General features: G+C 71.6%; 15 protein-coding genes. 6 read left to right on the top strand and 9 right to left on the bottom strand.

Features of this window, described 5'->3' with window-relative positions; genetic code table 11:
* Nucleotides 1-21 precede the first annotated feature (21 nt).
* Nucleotides 22-1,029, bottom strand: coding sequence for an NAD(P)-dependent alcohol dehydrogenase (locus B2363_RS08190; RefSeq protein ID WP_286929570.1), 1,008 nt, complete (start codon nt 1,027-1,029; stop codon nt 22-24).
* Between the two features lie 69 nt (nt 1,030-1,098).
* On the opposite strand from B2363_RS08190, the gene B2363_RS08185 reads away from it, so the two are divergent.
* The gene (locus tag B2363_RS08185) at nt 1,099-1,725 is read left to right on the top strand and encodes a maleylpyruvate isomerase family mycothiol-dependent enzyme (RefSeq protein ID WP_286929569.1); all 627 of its coding nucleotides are present in this window, start codon (nt 1,099-1,101) and stop codon (nt 1,723-1,725) included.
* A 7-nt stretch (nt 1,726-1,732) separates the two neighbouring features.
* On the opposite strand, the gene B2363_RS08180 is transcribed toward B2363_RS08185, so the two are convergent.
* The 5 genes from B2363_RS08180 to B2363_RS08160 all read right to left on the bottom strand — a co-directional run bounded on the left by B2363_RS08180 (nt 1,733) and on the right by B2363_RS08160 (nt 6,516).
* Complete coding sequence (locus B2363_RS08180) at nt 1,733-2,536, bottom strand: alpha/beta hydrolase (RefSeq protein ID WP_286929568.1); 804 nt, start codon at nt 2,534-2,536, stop codon at nt 1,733-1,735.
* A gap of 107 nt (nt 2,537-2,643) precedes the next feature.
* On the bottom strand, nt 2,644-3,585 hold the full coding sequence (locus tag B2363_RS08175) for a threonine/serine dehydratase (RefSeq protein ID WP_286929567.1): 942 nt from the start codon (nt 3,583-3,585) through the stop codon (nt 2,644-2,646).
* A gap of 31 nt (nt 3,586-3,616) precedes the next feature.
* Nucleotides 3,617-4,090: an SRPBCC family protein gene (locus tag B2363_RS08170; RefSeq protein WP_286929566.1), complete on the bottom strand. Its 474-nt coding sequence runs from the start codon at nt 4,088-4,090 to the stop codon at nt 3,617-3,619.
* 6 nt (nt 4,091-4,096) lie between these two features.
* Nucleotides 4,097-5,518 carry a bifunctional cytidylyltransferase/SDR family oxidoreductase gene (locus tag B2363_RS08165; protein ID WP_286929565.1) on the bottom strand — a complete coding sequence of 474 codons (1,422 nt, stop codon included), beginning with the start codon at nt 5,516-5,518 and terminating at the stop codon, nt 4,097-4,099.
* 233 nt (nt 5,519-5,751) lie between these two features.
* Complete coding sequence (locus B2363_RS08160) at nt 5,752-6,516, bottom strand: siderophore-interacting protein (protein WP_286929564.1); 765 nt, start codon at nt 6,514-6,516, stop codon at nt 5,752-5,754.
* Between the two features lie 19 nt (nt 6,517-6,535).
* On the opposite strand from B2363_RS08160, the gene B2363_RS08155 reads away from it, so the two are divergent.
* The 5 genes from B2363_RS08155 to B2363_RS08135 are packed head-to-tail and all read left to right on the top strand — an operon-like array spanning nt 6,536 to nt 12,878.
* A complete protein-coding gene (locus B2363_RS08155) occupies nt 6,536-8,488 on the top strand; it encodes a M13 family metallopeptidase (RefSeq protein ID WP_286929563.1) in 1,953 nt (650 codons plus the stop codon).
* A gap of 1 nt (nt 8,489) precedes the next feature.
* Complete coding sequence (locus B2363_RS08150) at nt 8,490-9,698, top strand: MFS transporter (protein ID WP_286929562.1); 1,209 nt, start codon at nt 8,490-8,492, stop codon at nt 9,696-9,698.
* A gap of 57 nt (nt 9,699-9,755) precedes the next feature.
* Entirely contained in the window at nt 9,756-10,946 is a 1,191-nt protein-coding gene (locus tag B2363_RS08145) for an HNH endonuclease (RefSeq protein ID WP_286929561.1), read from the top strand.
* Nucleotides 10,943-12,295: a TrpB-like pyridoxal phosphate-dependent enzyme gene (locus B2363_RS08140; RefSeq protein WP_286929560.1), complete on the top strand. Its 1,353-nt coding sequence runs from the start codon at nt 10,943-10,945 to the stop codon at nt 12,293-12,295. Before B2363_RS08145 ends, B2363_RS08140 begins: the two co-directional genes overlap by 4 nt.
* A 13-nt stretch (nt 12,296-12,308) precedes the next feature.
* A complete protein-coding gene (locus B2363_RS08135; protein ID WP_286929559.1) occupies nt 12,309-12,878 on the top strand; it encodes a GNAT family N-acetyltransferase in 570 nt (189 codons plus the stop codon).
* Nucleotides 12,879-12,885: 7 nt separating this feature from the next.
* Here B2363_RS08135 and B2363_RS08130 read toward each other — a convergent pair whose 3' ends face one another.
* From B2363_RS08130 to B2363_RS08120, 3 genes are read right to left on the bottom strand one after another with little or no spacing between them, the layout of a single operon-like run.
* A complete protein-coding gene (locus B2363_RS08130) occupies nt 12,886-13,245 on the bottom strand; it encodes a hypothetical protein (RefSeq protein WP_286929558.1) in 360 nt (119 codons plus the stop codon).
* Complete coding sequence (locus tag B2363_RS08125) at nt 13,208-13,921, bottom strand: ABC transporter ATP-binding protein (RefSeq protein WP_286929557.1); 714 nt, start codon at nt 13,919-13,921, stop codon at nt 13,208-13,210. The genes B2363_RS08130 and B2363_RS08125 overlap by 38 nt, the downstream gene beginning before the upstream one ends.
* The gene (locus tag B2363_RS08120; protein ID WP_286929556.1) at nt 13,918-15,060 is read right to left on the bottom strand and encodes an ABC transporter permease; all 1,143 of its coding nucleotides are present in this window, start codon (nt 15,058-15,060) and stop codon (nt 13,918-13,920) included. The genes B2363_RS08125 and B2363_RS08120 overlap by 4 nt, the downstream gene beginning before the upstream one ends.
* Between the last annotated feature and the right edge of the window lie 47 nt (nt 15,061-15,107).

Here is a 15,107-nt window from a genome sequence, read left to right as displayed (position 1 = left end):
GCCGGGGCCGATGCGACAGGCTCACGGACGGACGACGACCCGCCCCAGCGCCCGCCCCGACATGAGGTGGCGCAGCGCCTCGGGCGCCTGCTCGAGCGGGAACGTGCGGTCGACCACCACGCGCAGCTGCCCGGTCTCCATGAGCTGCGTCAGCGTGCCCATCAGCTCGCGCTTGTCCGGGGAGGCGAACGACGGGCCGCGCAGCTGGGGGTTGAGCGCGGAACGCGCCACGAGCCCGAGCTGCAGCGGGATGCCGCCGAGCCAGTGGTGTCCGCCCGCACCGAACGCGTCGTGACCGATGAGGAGGTAGCGGCCGCGCGGGTCTAGCACGCGCCTCACCTCGCGGAACGGGTGGTTGCCCGGGACGTCGAAGATGATGTCCCAGCGCTCGCCGCTGCGGGTGAAGTCGTCGGCGGTGTAGTCGATCACGCGGTCGGCGCCGAGCGAGCGGACCAACTCGAGCTTGCTCGTGTGCTCGACGGCCGTGACCTCTGCGCCGTAGGCCTTGGCGAGCTGCACCGCGATCGCGCCCACTCCCCCGCCGGCCCCGTTGACCAGCACCCGCGACCCCGCCGGCACCCACCGCTGCGGGAGGTTGTTGAGCGCGATGAGGCCGGCCGTCGGCACCGCGGAGGCCTCCTCGAACGTGACACCGGAGGGCTGGTGCGCGAGCCCCACCTCGGGCGCGGTCGCGAACTCGGCCCAGGCGCCGCCGTTGCGCCACTGCACGCCGCGGATCGTCTCGCCGAACACCTCGTCGCCCGGCTTGAACCGCGTGACCTCACGTCCCACGGACTCGACCACGCCCGCGACGTCGGTGCCCGGCACCTGCTGGCGCGGACGCCGGACCCCGGAGCCCATGAGTCGCAGCACGGCGGGCTTCCCGGCCACGACGTGCCACACGTCCGGGTGCACCGACGCGGCCCGCACCCGGACCAGCACCTCGTCGTCAGCGGGCTCCGGGCGAGCGATCTCCCCCACCTGCAGGTCGTCGACGGACCCGTAGTGGGTCTGCAGGACGGCTCTCATGCTCGGCACGGTAGTGGACGGCGGGTCCGTAGTCTGAGCGCCAACCGGTTCCGACCCATGGGAGTGCGCATGACCGACGTCTGGCCGATCGTCCACGCCGAGCGCGATGCGCTGATCGCCGATCTGGAGCAGCTGCCCGCCGCCGCGTGGGACACCCCGTCGCTGTGCGCCGCGTGGACGGTGCACGACGTCGTCGCGCACCTCGTGGACACGGCGCTCACCACGCGCGTCGGCTTCGTCGCGGGACTCGCGCGCGCACGGTTCGACTTCGACCGCCAGAACGACCGGGGCGTCCGTCGCCATCGCGGAGCGACTCCCGCGGAGACCCTCCGAGAGTTTCGGACGGTCGCGCGGCGCACGACCACGCCGCCCGCACCGCTGGACAGCCGGCTCGTGGAGGCGATCGTCCACGGCGAGGACATCCGGCGACCTCTGGGCATCGTCCGCACCTACCCGCCGCAGGCCGTCGATCGGGCGATCCATCTCCAGTCCCGCACGCCGCGGTCGTTCGGTGGCGGGAAGGAGCTCCTCGCGCACGCGCGCCTTACGGCAACGGACTCGGACGTCGCGATCGGCGACGGCCTCGAGGTGCGTGGTCCGGCGCTTTCCCTCCTGCTCGTGCTGACGGGACGGCCGATCGCGTTCGACGACCTTGAGGGCCCGGGCCTGGAGCCGCTGGCGGCCGAGCTTCGCTGAGGAGCTGTCACCCGACCTCGTTGGCCAGGCGCAGGACGGCGTCGGCGACCGGCGCCCCGAACATGACGGCGTCGTTGTGGTCGGCGGTGAGCTCCACGCGCTCGAACAGCGCCGGCGCCTCGTCCGCGACCTGCTCGCTGAGCGCCGTGGGGACGATCGAGTCGCGGTTCCCGTAGATCACCGTGACCGGAACGTCGCTGTCCGCGAGGTGCTCACTCACCGGGAACCGGTCGCGCAGCAGCAGGCGCACCGGCAGCCACGGGTAATGGTGGGCGCCGACGTCGGCGAGCTCGGTGAACGGCGACCGCAGCACCACGCCCGCCGGAGGCGTCCTCCCCTGGAGCGCCGCCACGACGCCCGTGCCGAGCGACTCGCCGAAGTGGATGGTCCGCGAGGGCGGGTAGCCGAGCTCCTCCAGCGCGGTCGCGGCGGCGTCCGCGTCGGCGGCGAGTCCCGTCTCACTGGGCCGCCCGGGGTTGCCGCCGTAGCCGCGGTAGTCCATCAGCAGGACCGCCAGGCCCCGCCGGCTCAGCGCGTTCGCGAACTCGGCCCGGCTGAGCCGGTTGCCGCCGTTGCCCGGAGCGACGAGAACCGCCAGGCCCGTGTCCGTCGCCTCCGCCGCGGGGACGAACCACGCTTCGAGGTCGAGCCCATCCTCCGTGCGGAGAGTGACGTCCCGCGCGCCGTCGACGACCTCAGCAGCGGACGGCACCGGCTCGGAGTCCGGGAAGTAGATCAGCTGGCGCTGCAGGAACCACACGGCGAGCACCCCCGTCCCGACGATCAGCAGCGTCACGAGAAGGACCACCATCAGCCTCCTGCTCAGCGGCGAGGTCATCCCTCATGCTCGCGGCGGGACGCGGCCGGGGCAACCGTGCGACCGAACAGCTCGGGGATCAGACCGAAGATGGGTCGAGGTCAGGGCGCGGGTCGCGAGGTGAGCGTGGCCGTGTCGGTGTTGGCGCCGCACACCACGACCGCGACGCGCTCGCCGGGCTGCGGCACGTACCGCCCGGAGTGCAGCGCAGCGTAGGCCGCCGCGGCACCGTGCTCGGACGGCACCCGGAACTCGTCCCACAGCGCAGCTCGCGCCGCGACGATCTCGTCGTCGGTGACCATGACCTGGACCGGCGGCTCGGCCTCCACCGCCGCGAAGGCGAGGTCGCCGAGCCGGCGCGCACCGAGGGAGTCGGCCGCCACACCCGACACGGACACGTCGACCGGCCCGCCGGCCTCCATCGCGCGATGCAGCGTGGGGCACAGCTCGGGCTCGACCGCGACCACCCGGGCTCGGCCGAGGGCCGAGGCCGCGACACCGGCGTACAGCCCGCCGCCCCCGACCGCGACGACGATCGTGTCGATCGACGGCTCGTCCTCGAGGATCTCCTCGGCCAGCGTCCCGGCGCCGGCGGCGACCTCCACCTGGTCGTAGGCGTGCGCGAGCACGGCCCCGGACTGCTCCGCGAAGTCGACGGACGCCCGGTACGCCTCGGCGAACTCGCTGCCGACCCGCCGGACCTCGGCGCCGTAGGCGGCGATGCGGTCGACCTTCACCTGGGGCGCCGACTCGGGCACGAAGACCGTGGCCTTCAGGCCCAGCTCGCGGGCCGCGAAGGCCTGCGCCAGCCCGGCGTTCCCGCCCGACGCCACGACGATGCCGGCGTCGGTGATCTCACCGGTCTCGACGCCGGCGAGCTGCCGGTTGAACGCGCCGCGCGTCTTGAACACACCGCAGTGCTGGAGGTGCTCGAACTTCAGCCACAGCGAGTCGTCGGCGGACGCCCGCCACAGCGGCGTGCGCCGCACGCGGCCCTCGATGCGCTCCGCTGCTGCCTGCACGTCCTGCCTGGTGACCGTCACCGGTCCAGTATCGCGACCGGCCACGAGGCGATCAGAGGGAGTGGAGGACGGCCGGGTCCTCGCACGCGCGCGCCCACGCCGCGATCCTCGCGCGGATCTCGCGCCCCAGCAGCCACTGGCCGATCGGCTCAGCCACGAAGCGCAGCCACGACGGGCGCACGGAGTAGGTGTACTTCCAGACGGCGCGCGTGCCGTCGCGCCCGTCCCGGACGTCGGGCACGAACCGCCAGCCGCCGCCGAACGACGCGAAGAACCAGGGGCCGGTCACCATCGTCATGCCCACCGAGGTCGGTGGCCGGTACGAGACGTACTCCGAGACCATCCGCGGCCCGACCCGGGCGCGCGTGTGCGTGCGCACGCCCTTGGCAGGTCGGTGGGCGTCGATCAGGTGCTGCTCACGGATGAACGGGTCCCAGCGCATCCGAATGGCGCCCGTGGTCTGCGAGACCGCGAACGCCGTGCCGGGCGGGACCGGGACCCACGCCTCCGCCGTGACCTGGGGCATCGAGCCTCAGTGACCCCCGCCGATGGCGGCCGGGCCGGCCTCGCGGCGGATGTCGATCACATGGCCGGTCATCGACGCGACCAGCACGTCGAGCGAGCGGCGGGCGACCTCCTCCGACGACAGCAGCGTGCCCTCGGGCTCCTCGCCGAACGCCTTCGTCCGCATCGGGGTGCCGGTGCGCTCGGGGTTCACGCAGTTCACGCGCACCTCGCCGGCCCACTCGTCGGCCAGCGCCTGCGTGAGGTTCACCGTCGCGGCCTTCGCCGACGAGTACAGCGAGTAGCCCTTGCGGCCGCGCGTGTAGGACGACGACGTGAAGAGCAGCAGCGAGCCGTTCGACTCGGCCAGCAGCGGCCGGAACTCCTGCGCGATGAAGATCGGCGCGAGGTAGTTGATCTCGGTGGCGGCCCAGATCGTCTCCTCAGACGTGTCCGCGAGGTCGCCGATCGGCAGGACGCCCGCGGTGTTCACGACGTAATCGACGCGGCCGGCCTTCTCGATGACCTCACGAGCGGCCTCGGCGACGTCCTCACGGCGGTCGACGTGCGTGCCCGTGGACGAGCGCGAGAAAGCGAAGACCTGGGCGCCGTAGGACTCGGCCAGCTTAGCGATGTCGCCGCCGATCCCGTACGAGCCGCCGAACACGACCATCGTCTTGCCCTCGAGCGCGGCCCGGTACCCCTCGTCGTCGAGCTCCTCCGGCGTCTCGGCCGAGGCAAGCTGGAAGAGCTTGTCGGCGATGTAGACGTCGATCGGCTCGGTGACCTTCATGTTCCGCTCGTGTCCCTGGACGACCGCGATCGGCACGTCGGGGCGGTAGCGCAGCACGACGGTGCAGTCGTCCGTGGCGGTGAAGTCGGGGTCCTGCCAGGCCTTCTCGTAGGCGTCGCGGATGATCGACGCGCGGAACGCCTGCGGGGTCTGGCCGCGGCGCAGCAGGTCGCGGCGCAGCACGTCGGAGATCGTGTCGAGGTCGCCGGTGCGCTCGTCGTGCACCTGCACCACGGTGTCGGCCGACGGGATCGCGGTGTCGACGGCCTCGTACGTGCCGAGCGCCTCGACGACGTCGGTGATGATCTTCTGCGAGACGAGCGGGCGAACCGCGTCGTGGAAGAGGACGTTGCACTCGTCCTCGCCGAGCGCCTTCAGCGCCAGGCTGGTGGTCTCGTTGCGGGTCGAGCCGCCCTCGAGGACCTGCGTGACCTTCGGGTAGGCGCCGTCGCGGACGATCGCGTGCACCGGGTCGAGGTGGCCCTGCGCCATCAGGATGATGATCTCGTCGATCGAGTCAGCGGCCTGGAACACGGAGATCGTGTGCTCGAGGATCGTCTTGCCGGCGATCTTGATGAGCTGCTTCGGGATGGCCAGGCCCACCCGGGTCCCGGTGCCACCGGCGAGGATCACGGCCACGTTGCGCAATTCGGTCACCCGTCGAGGCTACCGGTGAGGCGTCACGGGATCTCGATACACCGTCTCGCTGCGCTCGCCGGCACTCGATCACCGGCGCCGGAGCCGGTGGTCGAGTAGCTCACGAGCGCAGCGAGGGGCGTATCGAGACCATGGGCACGCACCCGGCGGTCGAGGGGCGTATCGAGACCACGGCCACGGAGCCGGTGGTCGAGTAGCTCACGAGCGCAGCGAGGGGCGTATCGAGACCACGCTCAGGCGCCGGGGCGGATGACCGCGTCCTGCTGCTGCTTCTTCCAGGCGCGGAAGCCCTCCTCGGTCTCGCCGCAGCGCCAGTAGGCCGAGACGGAGATGTCGGGGCGGGCCACACGGCCGTCCACCAGGTAGGGCCGCACGGACTTCAGCAGCGCCGACTCCCCGTGCACGAAGGCCTGCACGCGCCCCTCGGGCCACGCCCACGCGCGCACCGCCTGGTCGAGCAGCGTGGTGGAGCCGGGCGCGTCGCCGTCGCGGTACAGCCAGTTCACGTTGACGCTCGCGAGGCTGGGGAGGTCGATCTCGTGCCCGGGTCCGTCGACCTCGATGAAGGCCGTGGCGGCCGCATCGCGCTCGAGCGCCTCGATCGACGCGGCGATCGCCGGCAGCGCCGCCTCGTCGCCCACGAAGAGGTGGTGGTCGGCGTCGGGGCTGGGTCGGTAGGCACCACCGGGGCCGCGGAACCGCAGCGTGTCCCCGGGCTTCGCGCGCAGCGCCCACGGGCCGGCGAGGCCCTCGGTGCCGTGCGTGACGAAGTCGATCGCGAGCTCGCCGGCCGCTGCGTCGACCCACCGCACCGTGTAGGTCCGCAGCACCGTGTCGTCACCGTCGGCGAAGACGAGCTTGACGTAGGTATCGGTCGAGTCGAGGTGGTGCGCGAGGTACTCCTCGAACGCGGGACCGCCGAGCACCACGCGGCGCAGTCGCGGCGCCAGGTCCTCGGTGCGACGGACGATCAGTTCAACCTCGGTCTTCTGAGCCACGCTGTGTAGCCTAAACCGCGTGACCAACGGCCTCGATCCATCGACCTTCGACTCCCAGATCCGCCCCCAGGACGACTTGTTCCGACACGTGAACGGGCCGTGGCTGCGCGAGACGCCGATCAAGCCCGACCGGGCCACCGCGGGAGGGTTCGTCGATCTGGTCGACGAGGCCGAGATCCTGGTCCGCTCGATCGTCGAGAAGGCCGCCGCCGAGCCGCAGGACGACGAGCAGCGCAAGATCGGCGACCTCTTCGCCAGCTTCATGGACACCGAGCGCATCGAGCAGCTCGGCGCGGCCCCACTGGCCGACGACCTCGCCCGCATCGACGCGATCGACTCGGTGCCCTCGCTGGTCCGCACCCTGGGCACGCTGGAGCGCGAGGGCGTCAACAGCATCATCGGCCTCTACATCGCCCCCGACCGTGGCAACCCCGACCGCTACGTCACGCACGTCGTGCAGGCCGGCATCGGGCTGCCCGACGAGTCGTACTACCGCGACGAGCAGTTCGCCGACGTCCGCGACGCCTACCGCGATCACATCGCCACGATGCTCGAGCTCGCCGGGTTCTCCGACGCCAGCGAGCGCGCCGACCTGGTGCTCGACCTCGAGACCCGCATCGCGTCGCACCACTGGGACCGGGTCGCCGTGCGCGACGCCCAGAAGACCTACAACCTCAAGACGCTCGACGAGCTCGGTGCGCTGACGCCCGCGTTTGACTGGCGCTCCTGGGCCGAGGCGGCCGGCATCGAGCAGGCCGTCCTGGCCGAGGCGGTCGTCTCGCAGCCGTCCTACCTCGAGGGCCTCCAGACGCTCCTCGCCGACGACGTCCTGCCGGCGTGGCAGGACTGGCTGCGCTGGCAGCTGGTGCACGGCGCGGCGCCGTTCCTGTCCGACGACTTCGTCGAGGAGAACTTCGCGTTCTACGGCAAGACCCTCCAGGGCACCGACGAGCTGCGCCCGCGCTGGAAGCGCGCCATCGGTTTCGTTGAGGGCTCGATGGGCGAGGCCGTCGGCAAGATCTACGTCCGCACCGAGTACCCGGCCGAGGCGAAGTCGCGCATGGAGGAGCTCATCGCGAACCTCCTCGAGGCCTACCGCATCAGCATCCGCGAGCTGCCCTGGATGAGCGACGAGACCAAGCAGCACGCGCTGGCCAAGCTCGACGCGTTCACCCCGAAGATCGGCCACCCCGAGAGCTTCAAGGACTACGACGCCCTCGAGACCGACCCGACCGACCTGGTCGGCAACGCCCGCCGGGCCCAGTCGGTGGCGATGGACCGCGAGCTGGCGAAGATCGGTCAGCCGATCGACCGCGACGAGTGGTACATGACGCCGCAGACGGTCAACGCCTACTACAACCCGACGATGAACGAGATCGTCTTCCCCGCCGCCATCCTGCAGCCGCCGTTCTTCGACGCGCAGGCCGACGATGCGGTGAACTACGGCGCGATCGGCTCGGTCATCGGCCACGAGATCGGCCACGGCTTCGACGACCAGGGCTCGCAGTACGACGGCACCGGCGCGCTGAGCAACTGGTGGACCGACGACGACCGCGCCGCCTTCGACGCGCTCGCCGCGCGGATCATCGCGCAGTACGACGACCTCAGCCCCGAGAACGCCGACGGCCAGACGGTCAACGGCGCGCTCACGATCGGCGAGAACATCGGCGACCTCGGCGGCCTGGGCATCGCCCACCTCGCGTTCCGGCTGGCGCAGCAGGACAAGCCCGCGGAGCCCATCGAGGGGCTGACCCCCGACCAGCGCTTCTTCCTGGCGTGGGCGCGCGCGTGGCAGGGCAAGGTGCGCCCGGCCGAGACGATCCGTCGCCTCACGGTCGACCCGCACTCGCCGCCGGAGTTCCGCTGCAACCAGGTCGTCAGCAACATCGACGCCTTCTACGAGGCCTTCGACGTGACGCCGGACGACGCCCTGTGGCTCGACCCGGCCGAGCGCGTCACGATCTGGGCCTGAGGTGACCTGGCCCGCGCAGCGCCGCACCGTCGGCACGCTGGCCCTCGCCCAGGTGGTCGGCGGCATCGGCAACGGTGCCGGGCTCGCGGTCGGCGCCCTGCTGATCGAGGACGTCACGGGCTCGGCCGGCTGGGCCGGACTCTCCGTCGTCGCGATGACGCTGGGCGCCGCCGGGTTCACCATCCCGCTGTCGAACTTCGCGGTGCACCGTGGGCGCCGGCCCGCGCTGACGGCCGGCTGGCTGGGTGGTGCCCTGGGTGCCGTCACGGTCGTCATCGGTGCCGAGCTGGCCTCGCTGCCGCTGCTGCTGCTCGGCTTCCTGCTGTTCGGCTCCAGCACGGCGGCCAACCTCCAGTCGAGGTTCGCCGCCGCCGATCGTGCCGAGCCCGCGGCCGTGGGCCGCTCAATCTCGCTCGTCGTGTGGGCCACCACCATCGGCTCGGTGGCCGGCCCGAACCTCACGGGTCCGGGTGCCTCCGTGGCCCGCGCCCTCGGCATCCCCGAGCTCGCCGGTCCGCAGGTGTTCTCCGCCATCGCGTTCACGGGCGCCGGGCTGCTGACGTGGCTGCTGCTGCGACCCGATCCGCTCGACCGACGCGACGCCGCCGCCCCGCCCCCGCCGCGGATCGCCGCCGCACTCCCCCACGTCCGCGGCACCACCGCCGTCGCGATCGCCTCGGTGGCCCTGTCGCACGCGGTCATGGTGGCGGTCATGGCGCTCACCCCGGTGCACATGTCGGGCCACGGCGCCTCGCTGTCGATCATCGGCTTCACCATCAGCCTGCACATCGCGGGCATGTTCGCCCTCTCGCCGCTCTTCGGCTGGATGACCGACCGCTGGGGCGCCGAGCCCACGATCCTGATGGGCCAGGCGGTACTGATCCTCGCGTGCGGCATCGCCGGCACGGCCGGGGAGTCCAACGTGCAGATCACGGTCGGCCTGGTGCTGCTGGGCGTCGGCTGGTCGATGTCGGTCATCGCGGGCGCCGCCCTGCTCACGCGCAGCGTCGACGCCGAGGTCAGGCCTCTTGTCCAGGGGTTCAGCGACCTGACGATGAACCTCGCCGGCGCGGCCGGTGGACTCGTGGCCGGCGTGGTGGTGGCGCTGTGGAGCTTCGGTGCGCTGAGCGGCGTGGCGGCCCTGCTGACGCTGCCGGTCGTCGCGGCGATCCTGATGGCCTCGCGACCGCCGGCCCGCAGTCTCACCTGACGAGAAGGCCCAACGCTTTCTGCCCTTTCCTCGAACACCTGTTCTAGGATGGTCGACATGACCTCGCCCGCTGCCGATGCCTTCGCGCAGGCGCGGCGTGCGCGGGCACGGGCGGAGTTCGCCAAGTGGAACCTCGTGCTCACGCACCGCGAGCGGGAGATCCGCCGGATCGACGCCGGCGACGAGGTGTCGATCGGCAAGGAGCTCGCGCGGCGCGGGATCGCGCTCGAGATCGCTCAGCTCCTGGGCGTCACCGAGAACTCGGTCTGGCGGATCGTCGTGCAGGGCGAAGAGGTACGCGACCGCACTCCCGCCGTCTGGGACGCGTTCCGCGACGGCGTGCTCGATGCGCGCCGCGTCGGCCTCATCGCCGACACCGTGGCGAAGCTCCGCTCCCCCGAGGCGATCGAGGCCCTCGACCAGACGGCCGTCGGATACGCGGCCGAGCACACGCCGGGCGAGCTGCGCAGTTGGCTGAAGCGGCTGCGGGCCCGGCTCGAGCCCGAGCAGTTCGAGGACGAGGCGGCTCGCGCCACCGAGCAGCGCCAGGTCGAGATCTCCCACAACGACGACGGCACCTCCTGGCTCAGCGCACTGCTGCCCACCGGCGTCGCCGTCGCCGTGGGCAACCGCCTGCGTGCCGCGGCCAAGGCGCTACCCAAGATCGACCCCGAGACCGGCGAGCGCGACCGTCGCACCCGCGACCAGAAGCAGGCCGACCTCGTCGCCCACTGGCTCACGTGCAGCGAGGGCACCTCCACCGACATCCGGGCCGAGGTCGCCATCACGATCGACGCCACCGACCTGATCGGCCTCACCACCGGCGCCGGATTCACCCGCGGCGACCGCGAGCCGGTCCCCGCGCAGTGGGCGCGCGAGCTCGTCACCAGCGAGCACACTCTCCTGCGCCGGCTCGTGCTCGACCCGCTCGGGAACGTCATGGACACCACGAAGCTCGGCTACCAGCCCAGCGACTCACTGCGCGAGGCACTGCGCTGGCGCGACGGCACCTGTCGGGTCGCCGGATGTCAGGCCGACATCAGGGAAACCGACCTCGACCACGAGCTGGCGTACGACCGCGGCGGCACCACCTCCGCCGAGAACCTGAGATCGCTGTGCCGCCGGCACCACAACATGAAGTCCCACGACCACCTCGACCGGCGCCACCTCAGGCCCCCGGTGCAGTTCGCCGAGTCCTACCTGCGGGGTGCTCCCGTGGTCTATCGCGCCACTAGGCTCGCCGCGTGACCGATCAGATCAGGTTCGTGCTCTCCGAGTCCGACATGCCTACGCACTGGTACAACATCGTCCCGGACTTCCCCACGCCGCCGCCTCCGCCGCTGCACCCCGGAACGCACCAGCCGGTCGGCCCCGACGACCTCGCCGCGCTGTTCCCGCCCGAGCTGATCGCGCAGGAGGTCACCTCCGAGCGCTTCGTCGAGATCCCCGAGCCGGTCCGCGACGTGTACCGCCAGTACCGGCCGTCGCCGCTCGTGCGCGCCCGTCGCTGGGAGAAGGCCCTCGGCACGTCCGCCCGGATCTACTACAAGTACGAGGGCGTCTCGCCGGCCGGCTCGCACAAGACCAACACGTCCGTGCCGCAGGTCTACTACAACGCGATCCACGGCATCAAGCGACTGACCACCGAGACCGGAGCCGGTCAGTGGGGCACCGCGCTGGCCTATGCCTGCTCGCTGTTCGGGCTCGAGTGCGAGGTCTGGCAGGTCGGCGCCTCGTTCGACACCAAGCCGCAGCGCCGCACGCTGATCGAGGTCTTCGGCGGCAAGGTCCACCGCTCCCCCAGCCGCCTGACGGAGTTCGGGCGCTCCCTGCCCGAGGACCACACCGGCTCGCTCGGCATCGCGATCAGCGAGGCCGTCGAGGTCGCCGCCCAGGACGAGACCATCAAGTACGCGCTGGGCTCGGTCCTCAACCACGTGCTGCTGCACCAGACGATCATCGGTGAGGAGGCGCTCAAGCAGCTCGCCATGGCCGGCGAGTCCGGTGCCGACCTGGTGATCGGCTGCGCCGGCGGCGGCTCGAACTTCGCCGGCCTCACCTTCCCGTTCCTGCGCGAGAAGCTGGCCGGGAACCAGTCCCCGCGGATCCTGGCCGTCGAGCCGTCCTCGTGCCCGACCCTGACCCGCGGCGAGTACCGGTACGACTTCGGCGACACGGGTGGCATGACCCCGCTGATGAAGATGTACACGCTCGGCCACGACTTCGTGCCCTCGCCGATCCACGCCGGTGGCCTGCGCTATCACGCGATGGCGCCGCTGGTCTCCCATGCCGTGCACGAAGGACTCGTCGAGGCGGTGGCGCTGCACCAGAGCGAGTGCTTCGACAGCGCGGTCGAGTTCGCGCGCACCGAGGGCATCGTGCCCGCGCCAGAGTCGTCCCACGCGCTGGCCCAGGCGCGCCGTGGCGCGCTGGAGGCCACGGAGCAGGGCACCGAGCCTGTCATCGTCGTGGGCCTGTCGGGCCACGGCCTGCTCGAGCTGGGCGCCTACGACTCGTACCTCAACGGTCGCCTCGAGGACGATCCGCTGTCGGACGCGGACCTGCAGGCGGCGCTGGCCAACGTCCCCGTCATCTGATGTCATTCGACGCATGACGATCGAGGTTCGTCCGGCCACGAAGTTCGACGACGTCCGCACGATGGTGGGGCCCAAGCGGCCCGATGCCGAGTCGTGCTGGTGCCTCAGCTATCGCGTCCCGGGGAAGGTCAACCGTGAGCTGCACCGCGAGGCGCGCGGCGAGTACGTCCGCGAGCTGATGCAGCAGGGCCCGCCCGGCGTCCTGGCGTACGACGGTGACGAGGTGGTCGGCTGGGCCGCGATCCACCCGCGTGCGGACACCTCGTTCGCGACGAACCGCAAGATCCCCCACGTCGACGACCTCGGCGTCTGGAGCCTGTGGTGTATGCGCGTGCGTCCCGGGCACCGGGGACAGGGCATCGCGCACCACCTCATCGAGGGCGCCGTGGAGTATGCCCGTTCCCAGGGGGCGCCGGCCGTGGAGGCCTACCCCGTCGACAACGACGGGGCCAAGGTCGACCTGACGATGGCCTACGTCGGCACGCGCGCGTTGTTCGAGCGAGCCGGCTTCACCAAGGCCGCCGACACGGACTCCGTGCTCAACCGGTTCCCGCGGGTGCTGATGCGGCTCAGCCTGTCCTGAGACGGGATCAGCGAGTCCGCAGCACGTCCTCCGGCACGGGGAACGGGAGGACGTGGGTCGCGGGATCGGCACCGATCACTGAAGCGCCGCCGAACTCGTCCTCCACGACCGTGACCTGCTCGGTCGTGGCCTCACCGATGCGCACGGTCAGGTGATCGCCCTCGGGCGTCGTCAGCGTGTACTGGTCGGCCAGGTAGCCGATGCCCCGCTCGTCGAGCGCCTGCTCGGCCTCGTGCCAGTCGACGCCCGGGGGCGTGGCGCGGCGGCCGAGGAGGTCGAACGCGGCGATGTCGTCACCGTCGAGCTCGATCCACCCGACCACCTCGCCGTCAGCGCGGCGGTGCGGGATCCATCCTTCGGGCAGCATGCGCCAACCCTGTCAGAGATCCGTCGACCATCTCCAGCACTCGGTCGCAGTGCTCGAGGACGTCGTGGTCGTGGGTCACCATGACCACGGCGACGTTCGCGTCGCGAGCGCGATCGGCGAGCAGCTGCACGACCTCGTGACTGCGGCGCCGGTCGAGCGCCGCCGTGGGCTCGTCGACCAGCAGGAGGCTCGGATCGTTCACCAGGGCACGAGCGATGCCCACGCGCTGGCGCTCGCCGCCGGACAGGTGGCCCGGGCGGTGCTTCGCGCGATGGGCCATGCCCACCGCGTCGAGCACGGCCGTCGGGTCGACCCGGCGGCTTCCGGCGAGCCGACCCGCCAGCCGCACCTGGTCGGCGGCCGTGAGCGCGGGCAGCAGGTTGCCCGACTGGAAGACGAAGCCGACGTGCGCCAGCCGGAAGCGCGCGGCGGCGCCCTTCGAGAGGGTGGCCAGATCGGTGCCGTGGACGCGGACCGAGCCCGAGTCCGGGTGGGACAGCGCACCCGCAACGGCCAGCAGCGAGGACTTGCCCGAGCCCGACGGGCCGACGATCGCGACGAACTCACCGGGCTGCACGGTCAGCGAGACCGCGTCGAGGGCGCGGACGCGCGAGTCGCCGTCGCCAAGCTCCAAGGTGGCGTCGACGATCTCCAGGGCGGGGGTGTGGGTGTTCATCGACGGCCTCCCAGCGCGGCGAGTGGATCGATCCGGGTGATGCGCAGGACGGAGACGGCGGCGCCGAGCAGACCCAGCACGATGGTCAGCGCGGAAGCGACGGCGATCGGTCCGGCCTCGAGCTCGAACGGCATGGTGTCAGGCATGACGGCGCCCATCGCGACTCCGGCCGCGACTCCGATGCCGGTGAAGACCAGGAGGACGACGGTCGCCTGGGCGAGGCTGTCGCGCAGCAGGTAGCGGCTGGAGGCGCCCATCGCCCGCAGCACGGCGAGGTCGCCGGCGCGCTGGATCGTCCAGACGGTGAAGAAGGCGCCCACGACGAGCGCGCAGATCACGTAGAGGAAGACCTGGATCATGCTGAGGGTCATCGTCTCGGCCTCGTAGCCCGGCGAGGCGTTGAACGAGTCGGTGAGCGTCATGCTCGTCGTCCCGGCGGCGCGGTCGGCTGCGGCGAGGTCGACCTCCGCGCCGTCCTGCGCCTGCACGGCGATGGCGCTGAACAGGGGGTAGTCCGCGGCGGCGGTGGTGGCCTGCGTGGGCGGGCCGGGCTGCACGGAGTTCGAGGCGATGAGCTGCCAGGTCTCCAGCGGCAGGTACGCCACGTCGACGTGGCCGAAGGTGGCCTGGCCCTCGGTGAAGCCGACGACGGTCAGCTCCACGTCGATCCGGTCGAGCGTCACGACGGTGCCGATCTCGACCCCGTCGTCGGCGAGCGTCTCGGACACGACGATCCCGTTCACGCCGGCGATGCCGTCACCGCTCGACGTGGCCGGGGCCAGGAAGCCGTCCGGGTCGACGCCGAAGAGCGTGAGGTCGACCTGCTTCCCCGCGTCGGTCGTGCTGTTGACGATGCTCACGCCCAGGGGCTCGGCGGCCTCGACGCCGTCGGCGTCACGCCACGGGGCGAGCTGGTCGGGCTCGATGATCGAGCGGCTGAACGCGTTGTCCTTCATCGTCCCCTCGTCGAAGGCGAACGCGGTGACCGGCATGGCCTTCAGCCCGGAGACGCCGTCGTTGACGAGTCCGGTGGACAGTCCGGAGAGCAGGACGACGAGCACGGAGATCAGCGAGATCACCGCACCCATCAGGGCGAATCGGCCACGGGCGAACCGCAGCTCGCGCAGCGCTAGGAACATGCACATCCCTCGGGGTCGGAACATCCCGACACCGTGTCGGGAAGATA

The organism is Aeromicrobium sp. UBA7512 (genome assembly GCF_002476985.1).
Classification (GTDB): domain Bacteria; phylum Actinomycetota; class Actinomycetes; order Propionibacteriales; family Nocardioidaceae; genus Aeromicrobium; species Aeromicrobium phoceense.
The sequence above is the reverse complement of the archived record's forward strand: the minus strand, read 5'-3'. Positions and strand labels throughout refer to the sequence as shown.